This window comes from Kitasatospora sp. NPDC058243 (assembly GCF_042882025.1).
In the GTDB taxonomy this organism is placed as follows: Bacteria; Actinomycetota; Actinomycetes; order Streptomycetales; family Streptomycetaceae; genus Kitasatospora.
This window is the reverse complement of the sequence record NZ_JBHVWW010000006.1, coordinates 136,458-153,579: the sequence shown is the minus strand read 5'-3', so window position 1 is coordinate 153,579 and position 17,122 is coordinate 136,458. Positions and strand designations below refer to the sequence as shown.

18 protein-coding genes are annotated in these 17,122 nt (G+C 70.3%); all 18 read right to left on the bottom strand.

Annotated elements, in window-relative coordinates; all coding sequences use genetic code 11:
* Positions 1-110: 110 nt before the first annotated feature.
* Positions 111-611: a DUF2550 domain-containing protein gene (locus ACFVX9_RS06995; RefSeq protein WP_063347798.1), complete on the bottom strand. Its 501-nt coding sequence runs from the start codon at positions 609-611 to the stop codon at positions 111-113.
* A 149-nt stretch (positions 612-760) separates the two neighbouring features.
* Positions 761-1,144 carry a F0F1 ATP synthase subunit epsilon gene (locus tag ACFVX9_RS06990; protein WP_063347799.1) on the bottom strand — a complete coding sequence of 128 codons (384 nt, stop codon included), beginning with the start codon at positions 1,142-1,144 and terminating at the stop codon, positions 761-763.
* Between the two features lie 182 nt (positions 1,145-1,326).
* Complete coding sequence (atpD, locus tag ACFVX9_RS06985) at positions 1,327-2,772, bottom strand: F0F1 ATP synthase subunit beta (protein ID WP_363371902.1); 1,446 nt, start codon at positions 2,770-2,772, stop codon at positions 1,327-1,329.
* A gap of 2 nt (positions 2,773-2,774) precedes the next feature.
* Positions 2,775-3,689 (bottom strand): F0F1 ATP synthase subunit gamma, encoded by a 915-nt coding sequence (locus ACFVX9_RS06980; protein WP_063347801.1) that lies wholly within the window; start codon positions 3,687-3,689, stop codon positions 2,775-2,777.
* A 32-nt stretch (positions 3,690-3,721) separates the two neighbouring features.
* Positions 3,722-5,296 (bottom strand): F0F1 ATP synthase subunit alpha, encoded by a 1,575-nt coding sequence (gene atpA, locus ACFVX9_RS06975; RefSeq protein WP_063347802.1) that lies wholly within the window; start codon positions 5,294-5,296, stop codon positions 3,722-3,724.
* 159 nt (positions 5,297-5,455) lie between these two features.
* On the bottom strand, positions 5,456-6,271 hold the full coding sequence (locus ACFVX9_RS06970; protein ID WP_063347803.1) for a F0F1 ATP synthase subunit delta: 816 nt from the start codon (positions 6,269-6,271) through the stop codon (positions 5,456-5,458).
* Positions 6,268-6,828 (bottom strand): F0F1 ATP synthase subunit B, encoded by a 561-nt coding sequence (locus ACFVX9_RS06965; RefSeq protein ID WP_063347804.1) that lies wholly within the window; start codon positions 6,826-6,828, stop codon positions 6,268-6,270. Before ACFVX9_RS06965 ends, ACFVX9_RS06970 begins: the two co-directional genes overlap by 4 nt.
* Positions 6,829-6,862: 34 nt before the next feature.
* Positions 6,863-7,105, bottom strand: coding sequence for an ATP synthase F0 subunit C (gene atpE / locus ACFVX9_RS06960; protein ID WP_030302757.1), 243 nt, complete (start codon positions 7,103-7,105; stop codon positions 6,863-6,865).
* Positions 7,106-7,195: 90 nt separating this feature from the next.
* A complete protein-coding gene (gene atpB, locus ACFVX9_RS06955; protein WP_063347805.1) occupies positions 7,196-8,011 on the bottom strand; it encodes a F0F1 ATP synthase subunit A in 816 nt (271 codons plus the stop codon).
* Between the two features lie 285 nt (positions 8,012-8,296).
* Positions 8,297-8,740: a hypothetical protein gene (locus ACFVX9_RS06950; protein ID WP_387980805.1), complete on the bottom strand. Its 444-nt coding sequence runs from the start codon at positions 8,738-8,740 to the stop codon at positions 8,297-8,299.
* A 302-nt stretch (positions 8,741-9,042) separates the two neighbouring features.
* Positions 9,043-10,320 carry an MraY family glycosyltransferase gene (locus ACFVX9_RS06945; RefSeq protein ID WP_063347807.1) on the bottom strand — a complete coding sequence of 426 codons (1,278 nt, stop codon included), beginning with the start codon at positions 10,318-10,320 and terminating at the stop codon, positions 9,043-9,045.
* Between the two features lie 174 nt (positions 10,321-10,494).
* The gene (glyA, locus tag ACFVX9_RS06940) at positions 10,495-11,775 is read right to left on the bottom strand and encodes a serine hydroxymethyltransferase (RefSeq protein ID WP_063347808.1); all 1,281 of its coding nucleotides are present in this window, start codon (positions 11,773-11,775) and stop codon (positions 10,495-10,497) included.
* Between the two features lie 180 nt (positions 11,776-11,955).
* Complete coding sequence (locus tag ACFVX9_RS06935) at positions 11,956-12,597, bottom strand: protein-tyrosine-phosphatase (protein WP_063351136.1); 642 nt, start codon at positions 12,595-12,597, stop codon at positions 11,956-11,958.
* A 32-nt stretch (positions 12,598-12,629) separates the two neighbouring features.
* A complete protein-coding gene (locus ACFVX9_RS06930) occupies positions 12,630-13,277 on the bottom strand; it encodes an L-threonylcarbamoyladenylate synthase (RefSeq protein WP_063347809.1) in 648 nt (215 codons plus the stop codon).
* A gap of 94 nt (positions 13,278-13,371) precedes the next feature.
* Entirely contained in the window at positions 13,372-14,238 is an 867-nt protein-coding gene (gene prmC / locus ACFVX9_RS06925; protein WP_063347810.1) for a peptide chain release factor N(5)-glutamine methyltransferase, read from the bottom strand.
* Between the two features lie 63 nt (positions 14,239-14,301).
* Positions 14,302-15,378, bottom strand: a complete 1,077-nt coding sequence (gene prfA / locus ACFVX9_RS06920) for a peptide chain release factor 1 (protein WP_380336750.1) — start codon at positions 15,376-15,378, stop codon at positions 14,302-14,304.
* A gap of 157 nt (positions 15,379-15,535) precedes the next feature.
* Positions 15,536-15,757, bottom strand: a complete 222-nt coding sequence (rpmE, locus tag ACFVX9_RS06915) for a 50S ribosomal protein L31 (RefSeq protein WP_063347812.1) — start codon at positions 15,755-15,757, stop codon at positions 15,536-15,538.
* A gap of 137 nt (positions 15,758-15,894) precedes the next feature.
* Entirely contained in the window at positions 15,895-16,995 is a 1,101-nt protein-coding gene (locus ACFVX9_RS06910) for an LCP family protein (RefSeq protein ID WP_387980801.1), read from the bottom strand.
* Between the last annotated feature and the right edge of the window lie 127 nt (positions 16,996-17,122).

Here is a 17,122-nt window from a genome sequence, read left to right as displayed (position 1 = left end):
GGGGATCAGCCCGGCGGCCGGGGGTGCCCCCACCCCGAGGGTCCGTCGCTACGCGACGTTCACCTCCCCCAGCCTCCGGCCGGGGGTACCCCCACCCCGAGGGTCCGTCGCTACGCGACGTTGACCCTCTGCCCGGGCGGGGCGGCCTCCAGCCAGGCGAGGAAGCCGGTGAGCGCGTCCTCGCTCATCGCCAGCTCCAGCGGCTCCCCGTTGTGCAGGCAGCGCAGCACCACCGAGCCGGAGAGCAGGGCGAGCTCCTCCTGGCCCTCCGGGTAGCGCCGGCCGAGCACCTCGATCTCCCGGCGCGGCAGCACCCTGCGCGGGCGCGGGGCGTACGAGAAGACCCGGAACCACTCGATCGAGTCACCGCTGTAGCGGCCGATACCAAAAACCCACCCCTTGCCGTCGGTCTGGGGGACCGGGGCCGAGGTGGGTTTGCCGTTCTCGTCGAGGTCGGGCTGCGTCGAGGCGTCGGCGGGCATTTTGAGTCGGTAACTGCAGTCGAACGTGCCGCCGACCCGCTGGATCAGGCGGCGTCGTACCGCGAACGCCACCAGGCCGATCACACCCAGCGCCACGACCGCCGCACACACCACAAGCGCGAGGACCATGCTCACCTACCTCCTCGCTACCCGCGTTCCCCGTATCGGTCGTATCAAGCGACCGCGTTGACCTACCAACTACGACGACAGTCCCGGGGTCACGCTCACGCGTCCCCGGGACCGTCGGTCGACCCCGCTGAACCGGGGTCTCGGCGCACTCAGACGTGGGCCTTGAGGCCGCGCGCCGCGAACAGGCGGACCTCGGCGCGCCGCTCGGCGTGCTCGTCCAGGCCCGACTTGGCCTGCTCCAGCGCGCGCTCGGCGCGGGCGACGTCGATCTCGTCCGCCAGCTCGGCGATCTCCGCGAGCAGAGACAGCTTGTTGTCGGCGAAGGAGATGAAGCCGCCGTGCACCGCGGCGATCACGGTGCCGCCGTCCGTCGTGCGGATGGTGACCGGACCGGTCTCCAGCACACTCAGCACCGGGGTGTGACCCGGCATGATGCCGGTGTCGCCGGAGGCCGTACGGGCGACGACGATGGTGGCCGCACCGGACCACACCTTGCGGTCGGCTGCGACCAGCTCGACGTGCAGCTCAGCCAACGTGGGCTCCTAGGCTCATGCAACCCCCGATTACTCGGGAGTTTCGGTAAGAATAACGGCCGCGCGCCCCCGGCATGAAACCGGCGGCACGGATTTGACCGGAATCACAGCCGATGCGACGCGAGGGGTGGTCCCGGGCTCGGGGCCACCCCTCACGGTCACTCAGCTGCTACCGGCCGCGATTACTTCTTCGCCAGCTCGGCGGCGTTCTTCTCGAGGTCCTCGATGCCACCGCACATGAAGAAGGCCTGCTCCGGGACGGAGTCGTACTTGCCGTCGGCGATCGAGTTGAAGGCCTCGATGGTCTCCGACAGCGGCACGGTCGAACCCTCGACACCGGTGAACTGCTTCGCCACGTAGGTGTTCTGCGAGAGGAAGCGCTCGATGCGACGGGCCCGGTGGACCGTGATCTTGTCCTCCTCCGACAGCTCGTCCATGCCGAGGATGGCGATGATGTCCTGGAGGTCCTTGTACTTCTGCAGGATCCCCTTGATACGGAGGGCCGTGTCGTAGTGGGTCTGCGCGATGTACCGCGGGTCGAGGATGCGGGACGTGGAGTCCAGCGGGTCGACGGCCGGGTAGATGCCCTTCTCCGAGATCGGGCGCGACAGAACGGTCGTCGCGTCCAGGTGGGCGAAGGTGGTGGCCGGGGCCGGGTCGGTCAGGTCGTCCGCGGGGACGTAGATCGCCTGCATCGAGGTGATCGAGTGACCGCGGGTCGAGGTGATGCGCTCCTGGAGGAGGCCCATCTCGTCGGCCAGGTTCGGCTGGTAGCCCACCGCGGAGGGCATGCGGCCGAGCAGGGTCGACACCTCGGAACCGGCCTGGGTGAACCGGAAGATGTTGTCGATGAAGAGGAGCACGTCCTGCTTCTCGACGTCACGGAAGTACTCCGCCATGGTCAGCGCGGAGAGCGCGACGCGCAGACGGGTGCCCGGCGGCTCGTCCATCTGGCCGAAGACCAGCGCGGTCTTGTCCAGAACGCCCGAGTCGACCATCTCGTCGATGAGGTCGTTGCCCTCACGGGTGCGCTCGCCGACGCCGGCGAACACCGACACACCACCGAAGTTCTCGGCGACGCGGTAGATCATCTCCTGGATCAGAACGGTCTTGCCGACACCGGCACCACCGAACAGACCGATCTTGCCACCCTGGACGTACGGGGTGAGGAGGTCGATGACCTTGATGCCGGTCTCGAACATCTCGGTCTTGGACTCGAGGTCCTTGAACGCCGGCGCCTTGCGGTGGATCGGCCAGCGGACCTCGACCTGCTGGTCGAACTCCTTCTGGTCCACGTTCAGCACGTCGCCGAGGGCGTTGAAGACCTTGCCCTTGGTGATCTGGCCGACGGGCACCGAGATGGCGGCACCGGTGTCGGTGACCTGGGTGCCACGGACCAGACCGTCGGTCGGCTGCATCGAGATGCCGCGGACCATGCCGTCGCCCAGGTGCTGGGCGACCTCGAGGGTCAGGGTCTTCTTGCCCGAGCCGTCGGGGTTCTCCACCTCGACGTGCAGGGCGTTGAACATGTTCGGAATGGCGTCGACGGGGAACTCCACGTCGACGACCGGGCCGATGACCCGCGCGACGCGGCCCGTCGCCGTGGTCGGCTCAACAGTGGTGGTCATTCTCATTCGCTCCCGCGGCTAGCGTCGGCGAGGGCGTTGGCACCGCCGACGATCTCGCTGATTTCCTGGGTGATCTCGGCCTGACGGGCCGAGTTGGCAAGCCGCGTGAGCGACTTGATGAGCTCGCCGGCGTTGTCCGTCGCGCTCTTCATCGCGCGGCGGCGGGCGGCGTGCTCGGAGGCGGCCGACTGCAGCAGCGCGTTGTAGATCCGGCTCTCGACGTACCGCGGCAGCAGCGCGTCGAGGACGCCCTCCGCCGACGGCTCGAAGTCGTACAGCGGGAAGATCTCGGCCTTGGCCGACGTCTGGTCGCTGAGCTGGACCTCGTCCAGCTTCAGCGGCAGCAGTCGGGCGTCCACCGCGTCCTGCGTCAGCATCGACACGAACTCGGTCGAGACCACGTGGAGTTCGTCCACGCCGCCGGTCTCGGCCGTGAAGGCCTCGATCAGCTCGCCCGCGACCGTCTTCGCGTCACCGTAGGTCGGCTTGTCCGAGAAGCCCGTCCACGAGTTCCCGACCGCCAGGTCACGGAAGGTGTAGTACGACAGACCCTTCCGACCGACGATGTAGGTCACCACGTCCTTGCCCTCGCCGCGCAGGCGCTCGGTGAGCGCCAGCGCCGCCTTGATGGCGTTGGACGAGTAACCGCCCGCCAGGCCGCGGTCCGCCGTGATCAGCAGGACGGCGGCACGCGTGGCGTTCGGGTTCTCGGTGGTGAGCGGGTGCTTGGCGTTGGACCGGGTGGCCACCGCCGTCACCGCCCGGGTGAGCTCATCGGCGTACGGGGCGGAGGCGGCCACCGCGCGCTGCGCCTTGCCGATGCGCGCCGCGGAGATCATCTCCATCGCCTTGGTGATCTTCTTCGTCGCGGTGACAGAGCGGATCCGGCGCTTGTAGACCCGAAGCTGTGCTCCCATGGGTCGTTACGTCCTTTCCCTCGCTACCGGACTCAGGCCTGCTCGGAGAGCAGCTTGCCGTCGGCGGTCTGGTACCCCTGCTTGAAGGCGTCGATGGCCGTGGTCAGCGCGTCGACGGTGCCCTCGGCGAGCAGACCGGTCTCGACGATGCCCGCGAGCAGGTCCTTGTGCTGGAGGCGCACGTGGTCCAGGAACTCGCGCTCGAAGCGGCGGATCTCGGCGACCGGGACGTCGTCCAGCTTGCCGGTGGTGCCGGCCCAGATGGAGACGACCTGCTCCTCGACCGGGAACGGCTGGTACTGGCCCTGCTTCAGCAGCTCGACCATGCGCGCACCGCGCGCCAGCTGGGCCTTGGAGGCCGCGTCCAGGTCGGAACCGAAGCCGGCGAAGGCCTCCAGCTCGCGGTACTGGGCGAGGTCCAGACGCAGACGGCCGGCAACCGAGCGCATGGCCTTGATCTGGGCGGAGCCACCGACGCGGGAGACCGAGATGCCGACGTTCACGGCCGGGCGGATGCCGGCGTTGAACAGGTCGGACTCCAGGAAGCACTGGCCGTCGGTGATGGAGATGACGTTGGTCGGGATGTACGCCGAGACGTCGTTGGCCTTGGTCTCGATGATCGGCAGACCGGTCATCGAGCCGCCGCCCAGGGCGTCGTTCAGCTTGGCGCAGCGCTCCAGCAGGCGGGAGTGCAGGTAGAAGACGTCGCCCGGGTAGGCCTCGCGGCCCGGCGGACGGCGCAGCAGCAGCGACACGGAGCGGTAGGCCTCGGCCTGCTTCGACAGGTCGTCGAAGATGATCAGGACGTGCTTGCCGTCGTACATCCACTCCTGGCCGATGGCCGAACCGGTGTACGGGGCGAGGTACTTGAAGCCGGCCGGGTCGGAGGCGGGAGCAGCCACGATGGTGGTGTACTCCAGCGCGCCGGCCTCCTCCAGGGCGCCGCGGACGGACGCGATGGTGGAGCCCTTCTGGCCCACGGCGACGTAGATGCAGCGGACCTGCTTCTCCGGGTCGCCCGAGCGCCAGTTGTCGCGCTGGTTGATGATCGTGTCGACGGCCACCGCGGTCTTGCCGGTCTGGCGGTCACCGATGATCAGCTGACGCTGGCCACGGCCGATCGGGGTCATCGAGTCGATGGCCTTGATGCCGGTCTGCAGCGGCTGCTTGACCGACTTGCGGGCCATGACGCCGGGGGCCTGCAGCTCCAGGGCACGACGGCCGGTGGAGGCGATGTCACCCAGACCGTCGATCGGGTTGCCCAGCGGGTCCACGACGCGGCCGAGGTAGCCGTCGCCGACCGGAACCGAGAGGACCTCGCCGGTGCGGCGCACGGTCTGGCCCTCTTCGATGCCACCGAACTCGCCGAGGATGACGACACCGATCTCGCGGGTGTCGAGGTTCAGCGCGAGGCCGAGCGTGCCGTCCTCGAACCTCAGCAGCTCGTTCGCCATGACCGAGGGCAGGCCCTCGACATGCGCGATGCCGTCCGCCGCGTCAGTGACCGTGCCGACCTCTTCCACAGAAGCGGCGTCCGGCTGGTACGACTGGACAAAGTCGGCCAGCGCGTCCCGGATCTCCTCCGGACGGATCGTAAGCTCCGCCATCAGGCTTCCCTGCTCTCCTAGTTTGCGATCCTCGGCCCGCCATTGAGGGCCGCAAGTATTCGACTCTCGGCCGGGTCTGCCGAACCGGCCGTCCGATGTGCCGGCTCCTTGGGGAGCCGGTTTCCCGACCGAGGGTCGGATGTGCTGCTGCTTCGGTGCTCAGCCTTCGAGCGACTGGCGAGCGCCTTCGAGGCGGCTCGACACGGTGCCGTCGATGATCTCGTCGCCGACCTGCACCCGGACACCGCCGACGACCTCGGGGTCGACGTCGATGTTCAGGTGGACCTGGCGGCCGTACATCCGGGCCAGAGCACCGGACAGGCGCTCCTTCTGGGTGTCCGACAGCGGCACCGCGGTGGTGACCAGGGCCACCACGCGGCCGCGGCGCGCGGCGGCGAGCTTCGAGTAGGACTCCAGGCCCTGCTCCAGGCTACGGCCACGCGGCGCGTTGACGATGGCCGTGACCAGCCGGACGGTGCCCGCGTGGGCGCGGCCGCCGAGCAGCTTGTTGATCAGCGCGGCCTTCGGGGCGATGCCGGCCTTCGGCTCGGTCAGCGCGGCGCGCAGCTCGTGCGAGCCGCTCACCACCCGGCTGAACCGGAACAGCTCGTCCTCGACGTCGTCCAGGGCGCCTGCCCTGTCCGCCGCGATGACCTCGGCGTACGCGGCCAGCTCCTCGGTCCCGTCCACCAGGTCGCGCGAGCCCGACCAGCGGGAGCGGACCAGACCGGAGACGAGGTCGACGGTCTCGCCGGAGACCTGACCGGTCAGCAGCGAGGAGACCAGCTGGGCCTTGTCCTGACCCGACCGGGACGGGTCGGTCAGGACACGGCGCAGCGACACCTCACGGTCCAGCACGGCCGTGACGGCGGTGAGCTCCTCGGCGAGCTTGGCCGCGTCCACCGAGGTGGAGTCGGTCAGGCTCTCCAGGTTCTGCCGGCCGGCGGCGAGGGCCTCGCGGCTGGCGCCGATCACTTGGCCGCACCCTGAGCAACGGCGGCCTTGGCCTCCAGCTCGTCCAGGAAACGGTCGATCACGCCGCTCTGCCGAGCGCTGTCCTCAAGGGACTCACCCACGATGCGGGAAGCCAGCTGGGAGGCCAGCGAACCCACGTCCTGGCGCAGGACGGCGGTCGCCTGCTTCTTGTCGGCCTCGATCTGCGCGTGGCCGGCGGCGACGATGGCCTCGCGCTGACGCTGGCCCTCCTCGCGCATCTCGGTGAGCTGGGCAGCGCCCTGCTCGCGAGCCTGCTCGACGATGCGGGCAGCCTCGTGACGCGCCTCGGCGAGCTCGGCGCGGTACTGCTCAAGCAGGGCCTGGGCCTCGGCCTGCGCGGCCTCGGCGCGCTCCATGCCGCCTTCGATGGCGTCCCGACGCTCCGACAGCACCTTCTCGATGCTGGGGAGGAGCTTCTTGCCGAGCAGGCCGAAGACGATGAAGAAGCAGAGCAGGCCGATGATGATCTCGGGCCACGCGGGCAGGAGAGGATTCATGATCTCCTCCGTCTCCGCAAGCTGAGCCACGACGCTCATATCTGGACCTTCCTCGAAGGGTCTACGCCGGGGATTACTTGGGGCCCTGGCCGAAGACGAACGGCATGACGATGCCGATGAGGGCGAGCGCCTCGGTCAGCGCGAAGCCGATGAACATGTTGGAGCGGATCAGGCCGGCAGCCTCGGGCTGGCGGGCCATCGCCTGCACACCGTTACCGAAGATGAGACCGACACCGATGCCGGGGCCGATCGCGGCGAGGCCGTAACCGATCGAAGCGACGGAACCGTAGACGCCGACCTCAGCGAGCATGCTCATTGCAGTGTGTCCTTTGCGGGGATGGTGTACCGGTGGTGATTGGCCACCGGGCGTTCCGGGAGTGGTTCAGGAGGGCCGGGGCCCCCTGGCTCAGTGCGCCTCTTCGAGGGCACCGGCGATGTAGCTGCTGGCGAGCATCACGAAGATGTAGGCCTGCAGGAACTGGACCAGCAGCTCGAAGGCGGTCAGGCCGACGGCGACGACGAACGAGGCCGAGCCGTAGAGCGCACCCAGGGTCGGGCTGAGCAGGTACCAGGAGGCAACGGAGAACATCACGACCAGCAGGTGGCCCGCGAACATGTTCGCGAAGGCTCGGACCGCGAGCGTGAAGGGGCGCACGAAGATGTTCGAGAAGAACTCGATCGGCACCAGGATGAACATGACCCAGCCGGGGATGCCCGAGGGCCAGCAGAGGTTCTTGAGACCGCCGACGAAGCCGTGCTTCTTGAAGGTCAGCGTCATGTAGGTGATCCACACGACCGCCGCGAGGCCGGCCGGGAACGCGATCGCCGCCGTCACGGGGAACTGTGCGAACGGGATGATCGACATGATGTTCATCAACCAGATGAAGAAGAACATCGAGACGAGCATCGGGACGTACTTCTCGCCCTTCTTGCCGATCGTCTCCAGCACGATGGAGCGCTTGACGAAGTCGTAGCCGATCTCGCCGACCAGCTGCAGCTTGCCGGGGACCAGGCGCGGCTTGGCGAAGGCGGCCCAGAAGAAGACGACGACCAGGAGCGCAACGATGACCGACAGCAGCATCGGCTTGTTGAACTCGATGCTGCCGATCGAGAAGATCGGCTTGAACTGGAACTCGTTCAGACCCGGGGCCGGGAAGCCGCAGCCAGCGTCCCCGAAGTGGCAACTGCCTGAGGCGAGGAACGTGAGCTGATCAGCACTCACCACGGACTCCTTCGTCGTGACGCATGGTTACGGCAACCTCGGTGTGTCGGCGTGGCCTGCGGCCACGGAGCGGCACTGAAACTTGATGGGTTTCTCGCGGATCCCGCGCGCCGGTGCGCCGCACCACAGCGGGATCATCGAAGACTGCGCGGATTCGGGGGGCGATCCGTCCGCTGTTCGGACAGACCTGGCCGCTTCCCGTACTCCGTTGTTGCGACGGACGATAGCAGTCCGTCAGTGCGGCATAAACACCGCCCCCCTCGTTGGGGGGACAGTCAGGCCTCGTCACTGTTGACGCCCCGAGTCGGAAGGCTTGTCACCCTTCTTTTCCGAGGCGTCGGGGTCGACGTAGAAGGTCTTGGCCTTCAGCGCGCCACGCACCTGGAACCCCGTCCAGATCAGCGCGCAGCCGAGCAGCGTGAAGGCGAAGGCCTGCCGGTTGAAGAGCTCGGTGTCCTTGAAGACGGCCAGGACGATGCCGACCAGCAGGATCTGCGTGGTGTACACCAGGAGCGCCGCGGCCATCATGATCTGCGGGTTCGACCTGGTCAGGCGGTCGAGCGCGACCTGGCCGGAACTGAAGAAGGCCATCACCAGCAGCGCGCCGAAGAGGGCGCCGAGCAGCCCCTTCCCGCCGGCGACGGCGAACGAGATCGCCATGGCGATGATCCCGGCGGCCGCAGTGGGAATCGCGGCGCCTCGGAGGATCCGGGCGTCGGTGGACGGCATGTCGGCAGCTCCGGCGGCATGTCGATGAGACGGGGGGACGGGGCACAGAAGGTGGTGGGTGACACCGGACCGAGAGGCCGCCGCCCGGGCCGCCCGCTGGAGCGGCGGGCCCGTCGAGGGAGACCGACCAGGGACGGAAGTCCTCCACCTGTCAGGTCTTTCGGCGTGTTCTCGGTACTCGTGAACGGTATCACAAACTATTTGATGAGAGCTTTACCATGAATGTGTGGCACCTGTCACACCGACGGCGCAACGGTACAGCCGAACGGGTGAGGCCATCCGACGGAACATCAACTGCCTTGCTAGCGGCGGCCGGTGGTCCGGCCGTGGTCGTCGAGCGCGGAGGCTCCCCGGTCGGCTTCACCGAGAAGTTGCTTGTCCTTTGCCGACAGTTCGGCCATGGGGGCGGGCGGACGGCGCCGGTAGCGCGGCGGGACGAAGGCCTGCACCGCCTTCGGCGCGCGCGGCCGGAACTGCGGCGTCAGCAGCACCACCAGGCCGACCAGGCAGAGCCCGGCGAGCGTCAGCACCACCGTGCGGCCGGTGTTGGTGACCGAGAAGGCCACCGTGCCGAAGGCGATCAGCGCGGCCCAGAAGTACATGATCAGGACCGCACGGCTGTGCGAGTGCCCGACCTGGAGCAGCCGGTGGTGCAGGTGGCGCTTGTCCGCGGCGAACGGCGACTGGCCGGCCCAGGTGCGGCGCACCACCGCGAGCAGCAGGTCCGCCAGCGGCAGCGCGATGACCGTCAGCGGCAGCAGCAGCGGGATGTAGATCGGCACCAGGGCGTGCACGGTCGCGGTCTGCGAACCGGTCTCGCTGCTGATCAGGTCCGGGTCGACGCGGCCGGTGATGGAGATCGCGGCCACGGCCAGCATCAGGCCCAGCATCATCGAGCCGGAGTCGCCCATGAAGATTCGCGCGGGGTGCATGTTGTGCGCCAGGAAGCCCAGGCACATGCCGATCAGCAGCACGCTGAACAGCACCGCGGGCGCCGCGTCGGTGATCGTGTAGCCGTACCAGAGCCGGTAGCTGTACAGGAAGAACGCCATCGCGGCGATGCAGACCATGCCGCCCGCCAGGCCGTCCAGGCCGTCGATGAAGTTCACCGCGTTGACCATGACGACGACCAGGGTGACCGAGATGACCATGCCCTGGGTGGGGCTCACCGCGACCGCGCCGACACCGGGCACCGGGAGGGTGATCACCGTGACGCCCTGCCAGACCATCACACCGGCGGCGATCATCTGGCCGCCGAGCTTCACCAGCGCGTCCACGCCCCACTTGTCGTCGAGCACCCCGAGCAGCCACATGATCCCGGCGCCGGACAGCAGCGCGCGGATGTCGGTGCCCTGGGAGAACACCTTGCTCAGGTTGTCCAGCTGCGAGGCGACCAGGATGCCCGCGCACAGCCCGCCGAACATGGCGATCCCGCCGAGCCGCGGCGTCGGCTCGCGGTGCACGTCCCGGGCGCGGACCGGCGGCATGGCGCCGGCCGCGATGGCGAACTTCCGGACCGGGCCGGTCAACAGGTAGGTGACGGCGGCGGTGCAGAACAGCACCAGCAGATACTCACGCACCACCGGCCTCCTGCGTCACTGTCCAACGGGGAGGTACCGAAGGTACTCCCCTGCGTTCCCGGGGTTCGAGGTGCGTCGCCACGCCCCACACCTTATTGAGTCGGACGCTCAAGGCACGCATCGCGGTTCGCTCTCCCGGGTAGGAGATCCGAATATCCGTCGACGACGCTCTCGTCACCGCCGGTCGGCGAAGGACAGGGCCAGCTCCCGGACCCGGTTCGCCACCCGCGCGCCCGTGCCCCCGGCGAGCGCCTGAGCGATCAGCCCGGCGAGCTCGGCGAGTTCCGCCTCGCCCATCCCCTGGCTGGTCACCGTGCCGGTGCCCAGCCGGATCCCGGAGGCCTCGGCCGCCGGAGCCGGGTCGAAGGGCAGCGCGCACTTGCCGAGCAGCAGTCCGGCCACGGCGCAGCGCCGCTCGGCCTCCGCACCGGTGACGCCCAGCGGGCTCACGTCCGCCGTCACCAGGTGGGTGTCGGTGCCGCCGGTCAGCAGGCGCATCCCGGCCGCCGCGAGCCCTGTCGCCAGCACCCGCGCCCCGTCCACCGTCCGCTGCGCGTACGCCCGGTAGCCGGGCGTCGCCGCCTCGGCCAGCGCCACCGCCTTGCCGGCCACCTCGTTCATCGCCGCCCCGCCCTGGCTGAACGGGAACACCGCCCGGTCGATCCGCTCGGCCAGCTCCGCGGTGGACAGCAGCAGGCCCCCGCGCGGGCCGCGCAGCAGCTTGTGGGTGGCCGCCACGGTGACGTCCGCGTACGGCACCGGGGAGGGCGCCACGCCGGCCGCGACCAGGCCGGCGGTCTGGGCGACCGAGGCGATCAGGTAGGCGTCCACCTCGTCGGCGATCTCCCGGAAGGCGGCCCAGTCCGGGTGCCGGGGGTGCGAGATCGAACCCGCCACGATCGCCTTCGGGCGGTGCTCGCGGGCCAGGTCGCGCACCTGGTCGAGGTCGATCAGGCCGTCGGCCTCGCGCACCCCGTACCCCGTGAAGGCGAACCAGCGGCCGGAGAAGTTCGCCCGCGAGCCGCAGCTGAGGTGGCCGCCGTGCTCCAGCGACATCGCCAGCACCCCGTCGCCGGGCCGCAGCAGCGCCGCGTACGCCGCCAGCATCGCCGAAGTCGCCGACCGGGGCTGGACGTTGGCGTGCGGGGCGGCGAACAGCTCACGGGCCCGGTCGATCGCCAGCAGCTCGGCGGCGTCCGCGAGGGCGCAGCCGGTGTGGTGCCGGCGGCCCGGGTAGCCCTCGGCGTACTTGTCGATCAGCGGCCCGCTCAGCGCCGCCAGGACGGCCGGGGAGGTCAGGTTCTCCCCCGCCAGCAGCTGGACCGTCTCGGCCCGCCGCTCGGCCTCGGCCGCCAGCAGGTCGGCCACCTGCGGATCGGCCCGGTGCAGTGCCTCGGAGGCCCACGGGCGCCCTCTGGTCGCGGTCGGGCCGGTCGGGGCGTCGGTGACGGTCATGGCGGGGCTCCGGGGCGGCGTGGGGGCGCCTCCCGGCGTGGGGGCCGGGAAGGGTGGGTTCCTCCAGCGTAGGACCGGCCGGGCCGGGCGGCTCGTCGGCGCGGGGCCATTCGGCGCTCGGCCGCCGCGGGCCGTCCCCGGGCCGCCGGGGGGCCTTCGGGCCGCTCGCGGCGCGGGCGGTCAGCGCAGCGCGGGCACGCCGGTGAGCGCGGTGACCACCGGGTCGACCGCGTGGAATATCTCCTCGCCGCAGTTGCGGAACATGCCGATCGGGGCCCCGTACGGGTCGTCCAGTTCGTCAGACTCCGGGGTGGCGGCGAGCAGCCAGCCGCGCAGCGCGGCGGCCGCCCGGACCAGGGCGCGGGCGCGCTCGGTGACGTCGGCGCCGCGGCGCGGGTCGGGCAGGGTGCCCGGGTCGATCGTCCGCACCAGGCGGGTGAACTCCTTCAGGGTGAAGGTGCGCAGCCCCGCCTCGTGGCCCATCGAGATGACCTGGGCGCGGTGGTCCAGGGTCGCGGTGAGCACCAGGTCGGCCTCGACCACGTGCTCGTCCAGCAGCTCGCGGCCGGTGAAGCCGCCGCTGTCCGCGCCGTACTCGTCCAGGACGGTCACGGCGTGGTCCTCCATCGGCGCGCCCACGTGGCCCCAGGTGCCGGCGCTCTCCACCAGGATCCGGCCGGCCACCCGGGGGCTGAGCCGGGTGTCCAGCTCACGCCGGGTGAGCCGCTCGGCGATCGGCGAGCGGCAGATGTTGCCGGTACAGACGAACAGGATCCGGAAGTGGTCCAGCGGCCTGGGGCCCACACTCAGGTACGGCGCTATGCCGGGCCCGGCATGGAGCGAGGCGATGGGCGTCAACTGCCGGCCTCCAGGTCGGGGACGACCTCCCTCAGCTGCTCGACGCTGATCGCGCCCGCCCGCAGCAGGACCGGGACCTTGCCCGTGACGTCGACGATGGACGAGGCGGTCGCGTGGTCCGCCTGTCCGCCGTCCAGGTAGACCGAGATGGCGTCGCCGAGCTGCGCCTGCGCCTCGTCGCAGGTGGCCGGGGACGGGCCGCCGGTCTTGTTGGCGCTGGAGACGGCCAGCGGGCCGGTGGCGTTCAGCAGCTCGATGGCGACCGGGTGCAGCGGCATCCGGACGGCGACGGTGCCGCGGGTCTCGCCGAGGTCCCAGCGCAGCGAGGGCTGGTGCTTGGCGACCAGGGTGAGCCCGCCCGGCCAGAACGCGTCGACCAGCTCCCAGGCCTGCTCGGAGAAGTCGGTGACCAGGCCGTGCAGGGTGGTCGGCGAGCCGACCAGCACGGGCGAGGGCATGTTGCGGCCGCGGCCCTTGGCGGCCAGCAGGTCGCCGACGGCCTCCGGCGAGAAGGCGTCCGCGCCGACCCCGTACAGGGTGTCGGTGGGCAGCACGACGAGTTCGCCCCGGCGAATGGCCGAGGCGGCCTCGCGCAGGCCGGTGGCGCGGTCCCCGGCGTCGGCACAGTCGTAACGGCGGCTCATCGGTGCGGTCCCCTTCCGGAATGGCTCATCACAGCGTTCACAGCACGGTCTTCACGGCGCGGCCGGGCGAGCGGCGCGGCCGCGGCCCGGCTGGTCACAACGACGCCCTGCGGGCTGTCGTGAAGCGCGGTCGGTTGTTCAGGTCGCGGTGGTCGGCGGTGTCCGTCCAGCCGCGTTCCTCGTTGAAGATCCACGGGACCTGCCCGCCCTGCTGGTCGGCGTGCTCGATCACCACCGCGCCGCCGGGGCGCAGCAGCCGGGCGGCCACCCGCTCGATGCCGCGGATGGTGTCCAGGCCGTCCTCGCCGGAGAACAGCGACATCTGCGGGTCGTGGTCGCGGGCCTCCGGGGCGACGTACTCCCACTCGGTGAGCGGGATGTACGGCGGGTTGGAGATCACCAGGTCGAAGCGGCCGTCCCAGGAGCGGTCGTCGGCGAAGGCCCGGGTGGCGTCACCGGCGTGCAGGGTGACCCGGGCGCGGTCGGGGCTGGCCTCGATGTTGCGCCGGGTGTACTGCAGCGCGCCCTCGTCGAGTTCGAAGGCGTGCACGGTCGAGCGCGGCAGCTCCTGGGCCAGGGCGAGCGCGATGGCGCCGGAGCCGGAGCACAGGTCGACGACCAGCGGCTCGGCCACGTCCATGTCGCGGACGGCGTCTATGGCCCACTCGACGACCGTCTCGGTCTCCGGCCGGGGCACGAACACCCCGGGGCCGACCTCCAGTTCGAGGTAGCGGAAGAACGCCCGCCCGGTGATGTGCTGGAGCGGTTCGCGCGCCTCGCGGCGGGAGACGGCCTCCCAGTAGCGGGCGTCGAAGTCGGCGTCCTTCACCGAGTGCAGCTGGCTGCGCTTGACGTTGTGGACGTAGGCGGCGAGTTCCTCCGCGTCGAAGCGCGGCGACGGCACGCCGGCCGCGGCCAACCGCTGGGTGGCCTGGGCCACCTCGGCGAGCAGCAGGTTCATCCGTACGACCTCTTGTTTCTGCGCTCCGGCTCGCGCCGTCGCTCGGGCTGGGGCGCGCCGGTCTCAGTTCTGTTGGGCCGAGGCGAGCTTGGCCGCCGCGTCCGCGTCGACGCAGGACTGGATCACCGCGTTCAGTTCGCCGTCCAGGACCTGGTCCAGGTTGTACGACTTGAACCCCGTGCGGTGGTCCGAGATGCGGTTCTCCGGGTAGTTGTACGTCCGGATCCGCTCGGAGCGGTCCACCGTACGGACCTGGCTGCGACGCGCGTCCGAGGCCTCGCGCTCGGCCTCCTCCTGCGCGGCGGCCAACAGGCGCGACCGCAGGATGCGCATCGCCTGCTCCTTGTTCTGCAGCTGGCTCTTCTCGTTCTGGCAGGACGCCACGATACCGGTCGGCAGGTGGGTGATCCGGACCGCGGAGTCGGTGGTGTTGACCGACTGGCCGCCGGGGCCGGACGAACGGTAGACGTCGATCCGCAGGTCGTTGGCGACGATCTCGACCTCGACCTCCTCCGCCTCGGGGGTGACCAGCACGCCCGCCGCGGAGGTGTGGATGCGGCCCTGGGACTCGGTGGCGGGGACGCGCTGCACGCGGTGCACGCCGCCCTCGTACTTCAGCCGGGCCCAGACGCCCTGCCCGGGCTCGGCGTTGCCCTTGGTCTTCACGGCCACCGAGACGTCCTTGTAGCCGCCGAGGTCGGACTCGTTGGCGTCGATGATCTCGGTCTTCCAGCCGATCCGCTCGGCGAAGCGCAGGTACATCCGGAGCAGGTCGCCGGCGAACAGCGCGGACTCCTCGCCGCCCTCACCCGCCTTGATCTCCAAGATGACGTCCTTGTCGTCGCTCGGGTCGCGCGGCACGAGCAGCATCCGCAGCTCCTCGGTCAGCCCCTCGCGGCGCTGCTCGCCCTCCTTCACCTCGGCGAGGAACTCCGGTTCCTCGGCGGCGAGTTCGCGCGCGGCCTCGATGTCCTCGCCGGCCTGTCGCCACTGCCGGTAGACCCGGGTGATCGGGGTCAGCTCGGCGTACCGCTTGGCCAGCTTGCGAGCGTTGGCCTGGTCGGCGTGGACGGACGGGTCGGCCAGCCTCTTCTCGAGGTCGGCGTGCTCGACGAGGAGCTCTTCGACTGCCTCGAACATGGAGTGGGCCTTCTTCCCGTGAGAACCGTTGGGAGCCGGTGAGGACCGGCCGGTCGTGCGAACCGCTGGAGGGGGTGCTGGGGGGATGCGAACGGCGCCGGCCCCCAGCGCCCCCGGAACGAGTACGGGGGCACCGGGAACCGGCGCCGTGGGAGCGCTAGGCCTTCGCGCTGTGCTGCTTGCCGAAGCGGGCCTCGAAGCGGGCCACGCGGCCACCGGTGTCGAGGATCTTCTGCTTGCCGGTGTAGAACGGGTGGCACTGCGAGCAGACCTCGGCGCGGATCTCGCCACTGGCCTCGGTCGAGCGGGTCGTGAACTCGGCACCGCAGGTGCAGGTCACACGGGTGACCACGTACTGGGGGTGAACGTTGGGCTTCAAGGGGTTCTCCTAGGTTCGGGAGGGCACCGGGTCGGCGGCGGGAGCGCCGCACGTGAACCGGGACCGACGGACCAGTCTGCCAGGACCGGCCGCATCTTCCCAAACCGGGTCGTGTTCCGGGATATTCCGGGCGCAGCTCAGCGCCGGGCGGGAGCCTTCGCCGGGGCCGTGGGGGCGGCCGTGGGGGCGGCCCGGGCGGGGTTCTCGGGCTGCGCCGAGACGATCGCCTGCGGGACCGGCTGGTCGGCCTTGAGGGCCGCCCAGAGCTGGTCCGCCTGCGGCTGCTGCTCGACCACCCGGTTGGGGTCGCTGGGCGCGGTCACCACCGGCAGGGTCACCATGCCGAGCTGGTCCGGCCCGATCCCCTTGAGCTCCTGGACGAGCCCCACCAGGGCGTTCACCGAGCCCAGCGCGGAGTCGGTGGTGATGCTGCGGGTCATGGTGTCGCCGATCGACCAGAGCTTGACCGGGTTGGAGTAGAGCCCGATCCCGCCGGCCTGCTGGAGCAGCGACTTCACCATCTGCTTCTGGAGTTCGATCCGGCCGAGGTCGCTGCCGTCGCCGACGCCGTGCCGGGTGCGGACGAAGGCCAGCGACTGCTGTCCGTCGAGGTGGTGCTCGCCCGGTGCCAGGTCGAGCCCGCTGTCCTTGTCGTGGATGGCCACCGTGGTGCTCACGGTGGCCCCGCCTATCGCGTCCACGACGCGGGCGAAGCCGGCGAAGTCGATCTGCACGTAGTGGTCCATCCGCAGCCCGGTGAGCTGCTCGGTGGTCTTGACCGCGCAGGCCGCGCCGCCGGCCTCGAAGGCGCTGTTGTACATCGCGCGCTTGGCGCCGGCCACCGCCTTGCCGCCGGCGTCGGTGCAGTCGGGCCGGGTGACCAGGGTGTCGCGCGGGATCGAGACGACCTCGGCGTGCGAGTGGTCCTGGTTGACGTGCAGCACCATCGCGGTGTCCGAGCGGGCGGTGTCGCCGGTGTCGCCGCCGGCCAGGTCGCCGTTCTCGCCGTTGCGCGAGTCGGAGCCCAGCACCAGGACGTTGAACGAGCCGTCGGTGGCGGCCGGCGGGCGGGCGTCGCCGAGGCGGGCGTTGATGTCGACGCTCTTGATGTTGCCGTTGAGTTTGACGTACGCGTAGCCGGCCGCTCCGGCGCCGAGGACGACGAGCGCGGCGAACGCGCAGGCGGCCGCCCGCAGGATCTTGCGGCGGCGGGTCAGGACCCTCTTGTGCTCGGCCATACGGTCCAGAGTAAAACGGACAAGATGATCAAAAAGCCTCATGATGTCCCAACTCTGGAACAAAGCCGGGTGGACGCACCGAACCCCGGACCGCTCGCGCGATCCGGGGTTCGGTGGGCGACAACCG